This window comes from Emergencia timonensis (genome assembly GCF_900086585.1).
GTDB classification, from domain to species: Bacteria; Bacillota; Clostridia; order Peptostreptococcales; family Anaerovoracaceae; genus Senimuribacter; species Senimuribacter timonensis.
In genome coordinates, this window is record NZ_FLKM01000008.1 from 336,795 (window position 1) to 350,760 (window position 13,966).

9 protein-coding genes are annotated in these 13,966 nt (G+C 47.6%); 1 reads left to right on the plus strand and 8 read right to left on the minus strand.

Annotated elements, in window-relative coordinates; translation table 11 throughout:
• Positions 1–6 precede the first annotated feature (6 nt).
• Entirely contained in the window at positions 7–390 is a 384-nt protein-coding gene (locus BN6539_RS02860) for a RidA family protein (RefSeq protein ID WP_067533626.1), read from the plus strand.
• A gap of 57 nt (positions 391–447) precedes the next feature.
• Here the strand turns inward: BN6539_RS02860 and BN6539_RS02865 are convergent, their stop codons facing one another.
• The 8 genes from BN6539_RS02865 to BN6539_RS02900 form a co-directional block, all read right to left on the minus strand.
• Positions 448–1,056 (minus strand): ATP-binding cassette domain-containing protein, encoded by a 609-nt coding sequence (locus BN6539_RS02865; RefSeq protein WP_067533629.1) that lies wholly within the window; start codon positions 1,054–1,056, stop codon positions 448–450.
• Positions 1,053–3,029 (minus strand): hypothetical protein, encoded by a 1,977-nt coding sequence (locus tag BN6539_RS02870; RefSeq protein WP_067533632.1) that lies wholly within the window; start codon positions 3,027–3,029, stop codon positions 1,053–1,055. The genes BN6539_RS02865 and BN6539_RS02870 overlap by 4 nt, the downstream gene beginning before the upstream one ends.
• Positions 3,030–3,130: 101 nt before the next feature.
• Complete coding sequence (locus tag BN6539_RS23090; RefSeq protein WP_067533635.1) at positions 3,131–5,176, minus strand: collagen-like domain-containing protein; 2,046 nt, start codon at positions 5,174–5,176, stop codon at positions 3,131–3,133.
• 166 nt (positions 5,177–5,342) lie between these two features.
• Positions 5,343–7,700: a glycyl radical protein gene (locus tag BN6539_RS02880; RefSeq protein ID WP_067533638.1), complete on the minus strand. Its 2,358-nt coding sequence runs from the start codon at positions 7,698–7,700 to the stop codon at positions 5,343–5,345.
• The gene (locus BN6539_RS02885; protein ID WP_067533641.1) at positions 7,700–8,620 is read right to left on the minus strand and encodes a glycyl-radical enzyme activating protein; all 921 of its coding nucleotides are present in this window, start codon (positions 8,618–8,620) and stop codon (positions 7,700–7,702) included. Before BN6539_RS02885 ends, BN6539_RS02880 begins: the two co-directional genes overlap by 1 nt.
• Before the next feature lie 34 nt (positions 8,621–8,654).
• Positions 8,655–9,395, minus strand: coding sequence for an SDR family oxidoreductase (locus BN6539_RS02890; protein ID WP_082907322.1), 741 nt, complete (start codon positions 9,393–9,395; stop codon positions 8,655–8,657).
• A gap of 70 nt (positions 9,396–9,465) precedes the next feature.
• Positions 9,466–11,829 (minus strand): glycyl radical protein, encoded by a 2,364-nt coding sequence (locus tag BN6539_RS02895; RefSeq protein WP_067533644.1) that lies wholly within the window; start codon positions 11,827–11,829, stop codon positions 9,466–9,468.
• A gap of 161 nt (positions 11,830–11,990) precedes the next feature.
• Positions 11,991–13,505: a sodium-dependent transporter gene (locus BN6539_RS02900; RefSeq protein WP_067533647.1), complete on the minus strand. Its 1,515-nt coding sequence runs from the start codon at positions 13,503–13,505 to the stop codon at positions 11,991–11,993.
• Positions 13,506–13,966 lie beyond the last annotated feature (461 nt).

A 13,966-nucleotide genomic window follows, 5' to 3' on the forward strand; every position in this document is an offset into this window, starting at 1 on the left:
ACAAAAATGAGAAAAATTGTTGCAACTGAAAAAGCGCCTGCTGCTATCGGGCCTTATGCACAGGCAAATATTGTAGACGGCTTCATCTTTACATCCGGCCAGGTACCTATCGCCCCAGCAACTGGTGAACTGGTGGAAGGCGGCATCGAAGAACAGACAAAGCAGTCCCTTGAGAATATCAAAGCAATATTAGAAGAAGCAGGCTCCGGTATGGATAAGGTCGTCAAGACGACTTGCTTCTTAACAGATATGAATAACTTCGCAAAGATGAACGAGGTATACGCTGCCTACTTTACCGAAGGCGCATATCCTTCCAGATCCGCATTCCAAGTCGGCGCGTTGCCAAAAGGCGCTATGGTAGAAATCGAAGTCATTGCGATGAAAGAATAAGCTTGAGATCTGAAAAGAGAATGGATATTCCATTCTCTTTTTATATGGCACGAATCTTTATAACGTAATAACCCGCTTTGCCATCTGTTTAATTCTTTCATCGTGGGTTACAAGAATGATTGTTTTTCCTCTTTGATTTAAGTCAAACAAAATGTCCATAACAATCTGCGCATTATGTCGGTCTAAAGACCCTGTCGGCTCATCAGCCAAAATAATATTGCATTTCTTTAGAAACAGGCGTGCTAAAGCAATGCGCTGCTGCTCTCCTCCTGACAGCGTATAGACCTTGCTGTGGAGTTTCTCCTGCAGTCCCACTCTTTCCAGAGCTTCCATAATGCTAAACTCCGTACGGTTCTGTTTCGAAACAATCTCCAAGTTCTGTTCCACCGTCTTATTTTCTATCAATGCAAAATTTTGAAAGAGAAACCCGACTTCCGTGCGAAAATATTGGAGCCTCTGCCTGCTGGTCTTGTATTCGATGCCGTTAATCAGCAATTCTCCCCCATCCAAAGGTTCAAGGAGACCAATGATATTCAAGAGGGTCGTTTTCCCTGCCCCACTGACACCGGAGAAGCAGACAAACTCCCCGTCTTCAATAGCAAAATTGTAACCGTCAAATAAGACCTGATTGCCGAATTGCTTTGTGATATTCTTCCCCTCTATCATATCTTTTCCCCTTTCAAAATAGATGATATGGTTGTTTTCTCGATTCTCTTTGCTCGCCAGAGAATATAACTTAGTTCCAGGAACATCATCAGCAGACCGGCCAAAACCAGCGGAACGCCGCCTGGCATTTGTAGCACAATGCTGAGGAAAAGCGCCGTCAGTATACCGACAAGAGCGCCGTAAACGGTGGTTTTTAAAATGCGCCAGTTTCTGTTCAGCAATGTGTAGCCGTGAACCTTCTTTAGAGCCATTTCCACCGCATTGAACTGATATTCCAACCGTATGATGAACATAATCAAAACCATTTCCAAAAATAGCAAAAAGACGGAGAGCACCAGCAACATCCGCATATTGCGTGAAGCTATGGCCCAACTGTGGTTATAGACATCAAGGACGTTGGACTTGGAAATAATTTCATCTTCTAGCTGGAACTCCTCTATAAATGACTGCCATTCCTCAGTTGTAATACGGTACATGACGTCACAAGGTTCAAGCCAGTCAAAAGAAGTTGCGATTTCATCCGTTGAAGCAACAGTGTTATTAAATAAAATGATTGGATCCTGATAGGACTTCATCTCGTATTCATCATTCCGATGTATTCCCGTTAAAGAAATCCCCTCTTCATAAATAAGTATTTCTTTTTCTCCATAATCTTCATATCCAAAAGAAATATCACCCAGGGATTCTGCAAATTCATATTCTGGTGAATCTACAGAAATACATGACGGCACCATTATATATACCTTCCCCTCCACGACTCCCTTGATGGCTTCTGCGATGGATGGCCACTGACGTTTCACTTCCTCCATAGCCGCCTGATTGCTTAAGACAGCTGGATAAGCACTCTCTAAATGCCGAGACACATCCATGTAGCTCAGCGCACGGTCTTGAAAACGCCCATAAAAACGCCCATTTATTAGAAGTTCATCATCAAATGACTTCTCCGAATGACTATCCGGTCTATAGCTCATCTGATAATAGCTGTAATCTCTATGATCCTCAAAAAAATCCTTTTGCTGATAGAGGTTATAGGCATCTCTGATAATCACTACGTTCCCTGCCAGCACAAGTGTTACCAGCACCGTTGTTACGACCTTTAACAGATAGCTTGCCAGAAGAAGTCCGTGTCCATCATGACTGCCAGCGATGTCTTTCTTGTAATTGACACGGAGGATTAGTGCATGAAGCAATATATTAAGAATCAAGTATATACAAAGCAGCAGAAAAACAAAGGACATTTTAAACTGTACGTTGGAGAAGTTATTTAAAAACTGCGGTATCAGGAAAAACAACAAAGAAAATGTTATCGTGTCAAGCAATACGTTTCTTGCAAACATCCTTGTCAGACTTTCTCCCAATATGATACGAACCATGGTTTCTTTCTTATAGTACAGTATGCTGTATAGTGTCACCATCAGCATTAGCCCGAAGATGATTCCCCATACGGATAACAAATTGAGCCAGGTTTCCCGTTCAGAGCCCATCAGCCTCGGAAAACCTCCACTGTACTGGTCGATTAAGTCGGCCTTAAAGGAACGGATATCTTCCAGCTTTGATTCATCTCCGACGAAATAGTAGGTGTCAAATTTCGTAACATCCTTGACGTCTTTGAAAGCCTCGCAATGTACTACAGCTTCTCCAAAGAAGAGACTTTTATTCTTCCCATCCTTGATTCCCATAGAGGATAAATGCTGCAGCGCACCCTTTGTCCCATATATGGTAACCTTCGTTTCATATGCCGAATGAATTTTTTGATCTACCACAAAGAAATCGACGTCGTGTTTTTTACCCGTCTCCACAAAATCTTGCCTAATTCTATCATCTGATACCTCCATAGTCGGAATATCAGTATAAAAGTTTGCCTGATAGCAGCTTTCTTGAAAATTGTCCAGGTAAAGCATGTAAAGTTCGCCGTTGAATAGAAATCCGACGGACAGCAGTACAATAAATATCAGTATTTTGATTCTCTTCATAAATAACACTCCTCTGTCCTAATACACCACATTTACCGAACAATGTTTCTATTTAGGGAAAAACAAAAGACGGAGCTGTTTGCTCCGTCTTTCACCAAAGATTAGTGTTGTGGTACCGTAAACGATGCATTATTGTAGAACCACTGTATACACACAGAAGTTCGTGCGCCGCCTTGTGATGCAAAGGTCTTTACTTCACACATAGACCAAAGCTTTGTAGCAGGGTCTTGCTGCCTGATTCTAATCCAGTGCATTTCTTGTGATTGACTGTATACCGTATCGTCTAATACGACTCTAGTCGTAATTTGTGTATTATTCAGAGTCTGTGATTCAATGGCCGCCCCGTCATAAATGCTTGTGCGACGAATATCTGCTAACACTGGTGTCGCTGCATTTGCCGCTTTTATAGAAAGACGGATAGCAGATGAGGACGCATACTCAACCGTATAAATTAAATTTTGCAGAGGGATGTCAATATAACTTCCCGATGCTGAAAGATCTGCATTATAGGCGTCTATCACGGATTTAAGATTTGGACTTGTAATATCCTGGCCTGCTGTCTTAAAGTTCACTTTATAGCTGGTCGGGGTCTCCTCTGCAACAGTAATTTCTGGCGCAGGTCCCGTACCTCCCGTCGGACCTTGCACCCCTTGTGCTCCTGTTGGTCCAGTCGGACCAATGGGCAGGACAAAGTTTAATGCGGTTCCTCCTTCTACAGGATTTGCCGTTATATTTGCTGCTTCTCCAGTTTCAACGGTTCCGACATTAACGACCGGCGTCGCTCCTGTCGGGCCAGTTGCTCCGTCTGCTCCTGTGTTTCCCGTCGCTCCTGTCGGGCCAGTTGCTCCATCTGCGCCTGTATTTCCTGTCGCTCCCGTCGGTCCGGTCGCTCCATCTGCTCCATCTGCGCCTGTATTTCCCGTTGCTCCTGTCGGGCCGGTTGCTCCATCTGCTCCTGTGTTTCCCGTCGCTCCTGTCGGACCGGTTGCTCCGTCTGCTCCTGTGTTTCCTGTCGCTCCTGTCGGACCGGTTGCTCCATCTGCTCCATCTGGGCCAGTATTCCCCGTTGCTCCTGTCGGGCCAGTCGCTCCATCTGCTCCCGTGTATCCTGTCGCTCCCGTCGGACCGGTCGCTCCATCTGCCCCCGTGTTTCCTGTTGCTCCTGTCGGACCAGTTGCTCCGTCTGCTCCATCTGGACCAGTATCTCCTGTTGGTCCCGTCGGACCGGTTACGCCATCTGCGCCTGTATTTCCCGTCGCCCCTGTCGGGCCGGTTGCTCCAATAATCCCCTGCATGCCCTGTTCACCCTGTGCGCCTGTTGGGCCAATTGGCAGGATAAAGTCCAGCGCAACTCCCGTTTCTGTTGTATTCTCCGTCACAGAGGCACTATCTCCAGTATTAACGCTTCCAATGGTGACAGTTGGAACGGCGCCTGTAGCGCCTGTCGGACCTTGCGGTACAGTGAAATCGAGGGCAATACCCGTGTCAGTACTGTTGGCGGTGACGAGGGCTGTGCCATCTACACTTGTATTCACTGTTCCTACTGCAATTGTAGGGACAGCTCCAGTTGGCCCTGTAGGACCAGTTGGACCAGTTAACCCGCGATCCCCCTGAATACCCTGTTCACCCTGAGGACCCTGGCAGCCTATTTCTCCCTGCAGACCCTGCGGGCCAGTTGCACCCTGCAGACCTTGTTCTCCCTGAGGGCCCTGCAGGCCCTGCGGACCGGCCGGCCCCATGTCGCCAAACTCACCTTTTGGACCTGCCGGCCCCACATCACCAGGATCCCCCTTTGGACCAATTGGTCCACGTTCACCTTGTATTCCTTGTGGGCCGGGATTTCCCCGTACGCCTTGCGGCCCCATTGCACCGTGGTCTCCCTTTGGACCTGCATCACCGCGAACACCCTGCGGACCTTGTGGACCGGTCGGGCCGTACATACCTCTTGGTCCTGCAGGTCCAGGACAGCCCGGATCACCTTTTTGTCCTCGGGGACCCTGTGCCCCTCTCTCGCCTCTTGGACCCTGCGGGCCTTGCGGACCAGGGTTCCCCTGTGGTCCCTGATAATACACAGTATCTTCACTATTATCTGATACACAGCCACACGGCGTATTCATGTTGGCAAAATTATTCTTATATGAAATCATTTCTTTCAATTCCTTTCATGCTTTCAGGCAATCTACTGCCATACTATATACTATGTGTTCCGCCTGGTTTTGACCATTTGCATAATAAAGCTGCCACTGGCAGCAGGATCCCTCTCCTGCCGTCATGTGGCAGCTTCTGAATTTTGATAATATTTTATGTGTCTTATCAAAAACCCTTCTGTATGGTTCTCTGAATGATATTGTCCTGAATTTCTTTGCCCAGTTCCACGAAGTACGCCGAATAACCGGCTACGCGGACAATGATGTTCTTGTATTTCTCCGGCTCTTTCTGTGCCGCCAGGAGGGTCTCATCGTCCAAGACGTTGATCTGGATATGGTATCCCCCCTGTGCAAAGTGAGCGCGGAATACACTTTCTATGATATCAAGCCCCTTTTCCCCGGCAGCGATGGTCGGATCGAACCTTTGATTGAGCAGCATCCCGCTCTGCGGTATCTGTTCGTCGCAGGCGGCGAGAGAATTTACGACTGCTGTCGGGCCGTTGACGTCCATGCCGATCATCGGGGAGGCGTTGTCCGCAAGAGGACTGAACGCCAGCCTGCCGTCAGGCATCGCGCCGACGTTCTTGCCCATTTCCACGTTATAGACCACGGTAGCATGCAGGCTGGTCCACTGGCCGCCGTGGGCATCTTTGAAGCGCTTCATGGATCTGTCAATTCTATCCACGAACCATTCTCCGTATTTGTCTGCCTGCTCGATATTATTTCCGTATTTCGGCGCCTTGTTGATCAAAAGCTGACGCATATTTTCTTTTCCCTCAAAATTCGTATCCAGCAATTGCAGCAGCTCATCCATACTGAGATAACCCTTGTTGAATACGCATTCCTCCATGGCGGCAAAGGAATCGATCAGGTTCGCCATGCTTGCGATCGATACGGTGGTGTAGTGATGGTCTGAACCCTTCTGTTGGAGCATCTTGCCTTTTTCGATACAGCCCCTGGAGAAGCAGGAAGCCGTAATCGTAGGCAGTGTAAAGGCATGGCCGCCCAGGGTCGCATTGGCAAGCTTGATCATCTTCTCCATGAAGAAATCTAGCTGCGCTTCGAAAGCTTCCATCACATCCCCGATACAGGTAAACTTTCGCGGATCCCCGGTTTTGATGCCCAGCTGCTTCTTCGTAAGTGGATCGTAGCCGTTGTGCAAGGTGATTTCCAGTATCTTATTGACATTGAAATTACTGGAGTTCGTCTGAAAATCCGTAATCCCTAAGACCACCGGCTCGATGCAGCCACAGATGCCCCAGTTGCGCGCCTCTTTGAGGGTAAATCCCAGGCTCAGCAGGTAGGTGATCGCCGCAGTGTCGTTATAGAACGCCGGATGGCCGCCGGAATCTCTCGCTGCCTGAATCGCCAGGCGAAAGGTCTCCTCGTTGACCCCCGGGTGAAACCGGAAGGAAATACAAGGTTCGTCGGTCTGCAGGTCGAGCAGGCAGCGAAGAAATACATTGGTCAGCTCGTTGCAGGCATCTCTTCCGTTCTCTTTCACGCCGCCCAGCATGACGTGCATCCACAGCGGGCAGCCCGGGACTGCAATGGATTCTTTGTACTGGCGGATATTCCACAACTCAGCAATCTTCAGCTTGAACTCGTGGATGATTTCCTGGAAATAGCCCTCGTCCTTTCCCTCTGCGGTTTCTTTTTCAAAGAACGGATACATGTACTGGTCAAAACGGCCCAGGCAGTGGTCTCCTCCCGCCGCTTCCAGCACGATGGCAAGATGGGTGAACCATACCAGCTGCGCCGCCTGCAGGAAGGTTTTCGGGGCAAATTCCGGCACTGTCCTGCAGTTTTCCGCCATAGTCAAAAGCTCCTGCCTGCGGGCTGCATCTGTGCATTCTGCTGCCTGCTGTTCTGCCAGGTCGGCATAGCGATGGGCAAAACTGATAATCCCTTCCATGACGATGATCATGGCTTCCCAGTTGATCCTCTGCTCCATATCATAGACGTCCTTGCAGACAAAGGACGCCAGGTTTTCTTTGCATTCGTCAATATAGTGGCGGTATCCGTATTTGATCAGGTTATCGTAGTCCGGCGTGTGGTTCATAGTGGACTGGTTGGAAACGCCGTGGGTGAAGACCAGCGCGTCTATCATATCCTTCACGTCGTCGTCTTCCAGCTTTGCGGCAAAGTCTCCGAAGGTGTTCCCATGCCACTTCTCGACAATCTCTCTGAGCTCCTCTTTTTCTTCTTCGCTCCTGAAGTGGAGGTGGTCGGAGACCCTCTGATCCAGCGTTTCAAAATCGTCATATAACCACTTTGTCACGTCCGGATGCAGTGGCACTGCCTGAATACGATCTCCCGCATGGCCTGCGATCTGTGAATCCGGGTCGATAAAAATCCTCTTGTTTTCTAAGAAATAACAGAAAGCCTTTGCCCTTCTCAAGATATAGTTGTCCATTGAAGGCCGGCTGTAGAACTCTGTGATCAGCCTGGCCCGGTCCAGATCAATGGTCGGATCGGTGTTTCGAACCTTGTCATTTAATCTGATAATTCTCTGCGTTAACATTAGATACCCTCCTTTTTGTTATCTTTCATAAAAAAGCTATATTTCCCATGTTTATTTAAAACAGTATTTGCGATTCCGGTAAGCTCCAGCATTTCTTCATCTGACGGCGGCTGGACGCCTTTCAGATCATAGGTCTTCCCCAGCGCCGCATACTTGGATTCTCCAAAATTATGGTACCGCAGCAGCTCATATTCTGTCACAGTATCCAGTCCGCTGACGAATTCTGCAATACCCCTAACATTTTCCTCTGTATCGGTATAGCCCGGTACGATGGGCGTCCTGATCGTCAGGGGGACTCCGTATTCCGAGATGCGCCTGATATTATCCAGTATCAGCTGGTTGCTCCTGCCCGTGACTTCCTCGTGTTTCTGCGGATTGATGATTTTGATGTCCATGAACATCGAATTTATGTAGGGCAGCGCCCCCTTAAAACTGTCGAAGGAACTATATCCGCAGCTTTCAATGCACACGTCGATGCGGTTTTCTCTGCACTTTCTCGCTATCTGCTCCAGATAAGCGCCGTAGGTCAGCGGCTCGCCGCCGGAAAAAGTCACGCCGCCCCCTTTGATGTCGTAAAAGATCTTGTCCTTGTTGATTTCCTCAAATAGCTCGTCGATGGTATATTCTTTTCCTACCAGCTTTTTCGCCTCTGCGTAGCAGATGTCCGTGCATTCTGTACACTCGTCCGGACAAAATGATCTATCGATGCGCCCGTCTTCCCCAATCGCCTGCCCGGGGCAGCGCTCCATACAAAGGCCGCAGCCGATGCATTTTGACGGGTACTCCGTGATCTCGTGGTGGTAAGACTGGGATTCAGGATTGGCACACCACGGACACCGCAGGGGGCAGCCCTTAAAGAACACCAGGGTGCGGATGCCGCAGCCGTCGTGAATAGAACATTTTTGAACATTAAATATCATAGCTATGTCTCCTTCTGTCTTGATTGCCGCTTCGCTACCCCAGATACATGCCGCCGTTTGCGTGAATGACCTGGCCTGTAATGTAGCTCGCTTTTTCAGAGGCCAGGAATACGATGGCGTCTGCGATCTCCTTCGGCTGGCCGATATGCCCCACAGGCAGTTTTTCCAGGTAGCTTTCCCTTCCGTCTGCAATTCTCTCTCTTGTCATTTCGGTTTCAGTAATGCCCGGCGCTACGCAGTTGAGCCTGACGCCAGAAGGCCCCAGTTCGCGGGCAAGGGTCCTGGTCAAACCGACCACCGCCGCCTTGCTTGCGCTGTAATGGCTGTATCCCGGGCAGCCGTAAAATGCGTCCTGCGACACTACGCTTACCACGGAGCCCTTCGCTTTGATGATGTAGGGAATTGCGGAATGAATCACGTTATAGGCTCCGTTCAAATCTATGGAAATCGTCCGCTGCCATTGCTTCGGCGTCATGTCCGTGAAAAATGCCTCTTCAAAAATCGCCGCGCAATGTACCAGGATATCGATTCCTCCGGATTCTTCTGCCAGGGCATCGATGGCCTGTTTTGACATATCGTAGTCAGCAATGTCCATCGTCGCGATATAGGATCGGCCGCCCAGCTGCTGCACTTGTTCCGCCATTTCCAAAAGCGGCGTCTGTCTGCGCCCTGCTCCCAGGATTACAGCGCCTTCCTTTGCCATCTCTATGGCAGTCTGCCTGCCGATTCCCCGGCCCGCGCCGGTAATCAGGACTTTTTTGTTTTCTAACAGCATCGTAATACCTCCTTGCGGGGAGAGCGCAAGAGGCAGCGCTGTACCGCCTCTTGTGTTTCCTGTATCTGTTTTATACGGTTGCCTGAACCGTCCTGTCGATAATGTTTTCTTGAATGCTCTTCTCTAAGTCTACGAAAAATGCAGAGTATCCCGCTACGCGAACCAACAGGTTTCTGTAGTTTTCCGGATGTTCTTGTGCATCACGCAATGTTTCATTATCCACAACATTAATCTGGATGTGCTCTCCCTCGTTTGCAAAGTGTGCTCGTAGAACAGTCTCCAAAACGTCGATTCCTTTTTCTCCTTTTACGATATGAGGATCAAATCTCTGATTCAGCAGATAGCCTCCCTGCGCATTGCAACGCTTACCGGAATCCACTGATTTTACGACAGCGGTAGGTCCGCAGACATCCATGCCGATCATAGGTGACGCATTATCGGCCACAGGTGTAAATGCTTTGCGCCCGTCAGGTGTCGCCCCGATGATTTTGCCGAGAACCATATTATAGGACTGCGTAGCAAAGACGATATCAAATTCTCCTCCGCGTGCGTCACGATACTTTTTTATCTCATCATTGATCGCTTTTGCGACAAACTCCGTAAACTTATCCACCTGCTCTATATCATTTCCATATTTTGGAGCCCTATTGATAAGCATTTGACGCAGTTCTTCTTTTCCTGCAAAGTTTGTTTCAAGCAAATCCAGTAACTGGCTCATGGTCAGATCCTTTTTGTTGAACACGCACTCTTCAATTGCAGCAAAGGAATCTACTAGATTTGCCAAGCCCGTTACGCCAACTGCGCCCCAGCGATGCGGACATCCTCCCTGCTGCATGACCCTTCCGTTATCAATGCAGCCCTCTACAAAGCAGGAACCGGTAATCGTCGGGCATGCATACGCATGGCAAGACACCACTTTATCAAACATCTTCACAAACATCTTTACAAAGTATTCCTGCTGAACCAGGTAAGATTTTTTCAGTTCCTCCAGCGACGTAAAGGTTCTGGCGTCGCCCGTATGCGGCCCGATCTGTTTTCCAGTTACAGGGTCTCTGCCGTCGTTTAACGCGAGTTCAAAGACTTTGAGTGTATTGAAAAACCCTGTATTGGATTGGTAGTCTGACTTCCCGGCGACGATTGCCTCGGTACATCCCACAAGGCTGTAATCCCTCGCCTCTTCCAGCGAAAAGCCAAGTTCCTGCAGGCTGGTCACGTTGGCGCCATCATTGAAGAACGCCGGATGGCTGTCACCATTTAAGGCGATCTTCATCGCAAGTCTGAAGGTCTCTTCATCTACATCCTCATGAAATCTGAATGAAATGCACGGTTCCTTTGTTTGCAAGTCCTCCATGCCTCGCAAAATCAATCTTGTCAGATCATTACAAGCATCCGTGCCATCAGGCTTCATCCCGCCGAGAACGATATGCATATAAAGTGCACAGCCTGGGTAAGCTTCCGCTTCCCCAGCACTTCTGAGATACCACATCTCCTCGAATCTCAGCTTGAATTCATGAATGAGGTCTGTCAGATATTCTTCGGACTGTCCCTCCGCCAATGCCTTTTTGTAAAACGGATACAGATATTGGTCGAGACGCCCGATTGGATGGTGATACCCGTTGTTTTCTATCATGATTGCACAGTGGGTCAGAAGCACTAGCTGCAGCACCTGCCTGAATGTCTGCGGCGGGTTTTCCGGAACAACTCTGCAGTCGTGCGCCATAGTCAAAAGCTCTGCTTTTCTCTTTTCATCAGCACATGCAGCAGCCGTTTTCTCTGCCAGATCGGCATATCTATGGGCAAAGTCAATGATGGCTTCCATTGCGATAATCATCGCTTCCCAAGTATACCTCTGGTTCATCTTCTCCAGCGTCATTTCTTCCTGCTCCAGAGCTGCTAATTTCTCCTTGCATTCGGCGATATAGTGACGATATCCCACCTTTATCATTTCAGGATAATCCGGGTTCATACACATGGTTGATTGCTTTGAGACGCCCTTTGTCATAACGCCTATTTCTAAAGCGTCCAATTCCTCCTCGGAATATTGACTTGCTGTCAAGTCTTCAAAGGTACGTCCTTCCCATTCCTGTAACATCGACGCCAGTTCCGTCTTTTCTTCTGGTGAAACAAATTGGAAATTGTCAAACTCCCGTTTGTCAAGAATTTTCCACTCATCTCTGAGCCACCCGGACATTTCCGGAAAAATGTTTACCGCTCGCAGCCGGGAAGTTGTGTGCCCAGCTAGAAGCCAGTCGTCATCGATAAAAATCTTTTTGTTTTCCAGCACATACTTAAAGAGCTTTGCCCTGTTCAGTAAAAGCGGTTCAACAGACGGCTTTCTGCAAAACTCCGTTACCAGTCTTGCGCGGTCTAAACAGACAGTAGGCGTAGTGTCACGCGCTTTGTCTACCAATCTTTGAATTCTTTCTGATACCATTTCAAATCCTTCTTTCCTTTGATTAATCGCTTAGGTGATACTTTTTTTCTTATTTCTATCCGATTGCAGAACCTTGATCAAGCCGTATACAAAACCGCCGACAAAGAATCCATAGCTCAAAATAGCCATGATAATTGCATCAATACTCATCGTTTGCCTCCTTATTGCTCATCATAGTGTTCCGGCGGGATTTCAGGGAAGGTCTCGCCGTTAAAGTACTTGTTTTTGATTCTATTGGCGACTTTATCATTAAACAGAATTGTCACCAGTAAGATCAGGCCGCCCTGTAATATCAGTGAGCCTACCGTTCCACTTCCGAAAAAGTCGAATGCACCGGCAGGATCTGCGGATACAGATTGATATATCCATCCACCCAATACGAAGAGGGTAAGAATTGGCGCAATCACCGTAATCGACCACTCATACCAACGTCCAATCGGGAACTCATCGTAAGGAGTATTGAGAAATCTTTCTCTAAATTTTCTTGCCCCAAACTTCCATACACCAAAACAAACGAACAACGCACCGAACACAAGCAATGTACCTGATACCCAGTCTTCTCTGCCCATGATATCCATGCTCCAGGTAGAAGGTATTCCAATGATGCAGGTCACGATCCCGGCGTACCATACAGCTTTTTTCTTCGATATTCCCAACTCTTGTATTGCAAGGGAAACCACTGCAATATGTCCAAAATTAGAAGTCAAAACTGCCATAAAGAGTGCCGTAAAGAAGCATATTCCCAGGATATATCCACCATCCATCGTTGCAAACAGATTTGGAAGCGCTATAAAGCATAGCCCGTTGCTTCCTGATCCCATAACTTCATACGCAGCCTCTGAACCCAGGGTTGCGAACAAGGAGCAGCATATAGCAGTCGATGCTATGAGTGCGACTGCCGTGTCTGACAGTCCCTGCGTGACCGTCGTAAGTGTAATATCGGATTTTGCCTGTGTGTAAACAGCATAAGAAAGTATTAATCCAAATCCAGGTCCCATGGACCATGCAGTCTGGCCCAGTGCCTCAAGCCAGGTATTTGCTTTCAGCAGATACGAACTGTCAATATGGAACAAATACTGTAGCCCTTCTGTTGCGCCGGGCAGTGTTACTGACTTCACAGCAATGATAATCGTACAGATACCTAAAATAGGGATCATAAACTTCATACTTTTTTCTATTCCGCCGCTAATGCCTTTTGATACTACAAAACAACAGAATAGCAGAATGAGGAAGAAAAATACCATTGTAATCGGATCTTTTTCTGCTGTTTGTGAAAATAACGATACCGTATCTGCACCTGAAAAACTATTTGTAACTGCATAAATTAAGTAGCGAAGTACCCAGGCACAAACCGTTGTGAACGTTGACATGATCATAATAACGATAACAGTCATGAACATCCCCATCCATGTACACTTTTTGCTGATGAAATCCTTAAAAGCTCCGGGCAGGCCATGTCTTGTGGACCTTCCAATTGCATGCTCAGACCACATAATAGGAATTGCAAAGCAGAAGAAGATCACTGCATAAGCGATGATGAAGGCTCCGCCTCCGTTAAGCGTGACAACTCTTGGGAATCTCCAGAAATTTCCTGCGCCGATAGCTGCGCCGATTAAGGTTAGCAAAAGTCCAATGCGGCTGCTGAAACCCTGTCCCTTTTTTACTTTTGTTTCCATTATTTCTACTATCTCCTTTCTTAACTTCATTACAACTTCTGGTCTCTCACATGCATGCTTCCTCCCACGTAGTTATACCGTAATCTGCGCAAATCACCTTTTCATATCTAAATGAATCTATGTGGGTAAAAGACAATCATATATTTTGCAATTTATGTGCCAAAAATACTCGGCCTCGCCTTTCATATTTTACAGCAATGCGGTCAATATTCTCTAAAAAGTCCTTTTGTTTTTTACACACAAAACTTCAAAGCAGTGCCGTTATGCATTATATGTGTAAAAAATGACGCACTTTTTCCGGTTTAATCACTTAATTGATTAGGGTTTTACAGTGTGTATAATATATTACACACAGGTTCGCGACATCTGAGTAATTTTTTACACATTTTTCTGCAAATCGGGTATCACAGCACCGATTAAAAAAGGAAACCTGGTTTTCAAGGTTTCCTTTTGTTGATTTC

What these genes read in the sequence shown, in the direction of transcription:
- BN6539_RS02880 (WP_067533638.1), bottom strand. Translation starts at nt 7,700, where the DNA reads ATGTTAACGCAGAGAATTATCAGATTAAATGACAAGGTTCGAAACACC.
- BN6539_RS02890 (WP_082907322.1), bottom strand. Translation starts at nt 9,395, where the DNA reads ATGCTGTTAGAAAACAAAAAAGTCCTGATTACCGGCGCGGGCCGGGGA.
- BN6539_RS02870 (WP_067533632.1), bottom strand. Translation starts at nt 3,029, where the DNA reads ATGAAGAGAATCAAAATACTGATATTTATTGTACTGCTGTCCGTCGGA.
- BN6539_RS23090 (WP_067533635.1), bottom strand. Translation starts at nt 5,176, where the DNA reads ATGATTTCATATAAGAATAATTTTGCCAACATGAATACGCCGTGTGGC.
- BN6539_RS02865 (WP_067533629.1), bottom strand. Translation starts at nt 1,056, where the DNA reads ATGATAGAGGGGAAGAATATCACAAAGCAATTCGGCAATCAGGTCTTA.
- BN6539_RS02895 (WP_067533644.1), bottom strand. Translation starts at nt 11,829, where the DNA reads ATGGTATCAGAAAGAATTCAAAGATTGGTAGACAAAGCGCGTGACACT.
- BN6539_RS02885 (WP_067533641.1), bottom strand. Translation starts at nt 8,620, where the DNA reads ATGATATTTAATGTTCAAAAATGTTCTATTCACGACGGCTGCGGCATC.
- BN6539_RS02900 (WP_067533647.1), bottom strand. Translation starts at nt 13,505, where the DNA reads ATGGAAACAAAAGTAAAAAAGGGACAGGGTTTCAGCAGCCGCATTGGA.
- BN6539_RS02860 (WP_067533626.1), top strand. Translation starts at nt 7, where the DNA reads ATGAGAAAAATTGTTGCAACTGAAAAAGCGCCTGCTGCTATCGGGCCT.